The following is a 1,058-nucleotide window of genomic DNA, read 5'->3' on the forward strand; positions in this document are numbered from 1 at the left end:
AAGCCTAACCCGCTGATGTCGTGGAAGGGGCAGTTAATTTATGCGGCGTCCGATAATGTCATGGTTTATATAGAAAGGTTCCCGATGATGAGTGACAGGGATACTCACAGCGGAGTGTTTTTTTCCTATAGAATTGGTAGTAAATACGGAAAGGTAAAAGTCGGGGACGATACTGAACCGGGGAATGATACAAAGATTATCGTATCTGATAACCAGATGTATGTAAAAAAAGGCTCATCGAGAGGATTGCGGTTTAATTATTTTAACCATAATCCCGAGGATGAGGATGCTCATATTGTTGAAAATAAAGACTGGCCTCAGTCAAAAACGCCTTCCGGAGAATTTCGCTTTGTATGTGATTATACAATCAAACCCGCTAAGTTTGATGTAACTCCTGAGCAGGTTTATGCCAGCGACGCAACAGGAGTGCCTGTATATGGTCAGTAAACAACCTGAACCGTTACGGAAAGCGGCCATGGAGTGTGATGATAATGGTAAATTTTCCTGGCGGGGGATGCGCAGCCATAAAAACATCATGGTGCGTGCGGGCTGTCATCATCCGGTCCAGCTTCCGGGGCTGATTATATGTGTTCACGGCGTGAACTCTGAGGGCGAGTGGTATGATTCTGCGGAAGGGAGTATTTGTGAAGGCCTGAATGACAGGCTTCATTTTCCAGATGATATGAAGCTGAAAAAAAATATCTACAAAGTAGATAAAATCCGTGGCCGGGAATTAGCCAGCCCGGGGAGCAGCCGCTCACCCGTTATCCGGTTTTACCGGGGATATTCCTCAAAACCGGGCACCGAAGATGATTATCAAATCCCGCTGCGCAACCTGGCCGGGGAGGATTATCACGACCTGAAAAAATATAAAAAAACCTCTGCTGGCGAACCGGCCGGAAAAGGTTTCTGAAAGCCCGCGGAAAGAGTTGATAACGAAAATCCGGAACAAAACAGCCTGAACATTTCTCATTATCACGTCCTTTAAGCGTTGAGCCTCCAGTGCAGGAAGGGGTAACGGATGCTCAGGGAAAACGCCGCTATTGCAGGCAATGGTA

2 protein-coding genes are annotated in these 1,058 nt (G+C 46.6%); both read left to right on the plus strand.

The window, feature by feature from the left end; all coding sequences use genetic code 11:
- Positions 1 to 447: hypothetical protein (locus ACCW71_RS20515; protein ID WP_436374482.1), on the plus strand; the 447-nt coding region annotated here is incomplete at its 5' end.
- A complete protein-coding gene (locus ACCW71_RS20520; protein WP_436374484.1) occupies positions 437 to 913 on the plus strand; it encodes a T6SS effector phospholipase Tle3 domain-containing protein in 477 nt (158 codons plus the stop codon). The genes ACCW71_RS20515 and ACCW71_RS20520, both read left to right, overlap by 11 nt.
- Positions 914 to 1,058 lie beyond the last annotated feature (145 nt).

The sequence above is a fragment of the Pantoea sp. C2G6 genome (assembly GCF_051336815.1).
In the GTDB taxonomy this organism is placed as follows: domain Bacteria; phylum Pseudomonadota; class Gammaproteobacteria; order Enterobacterales; family Enterobacteriaceae; genus Pantoea.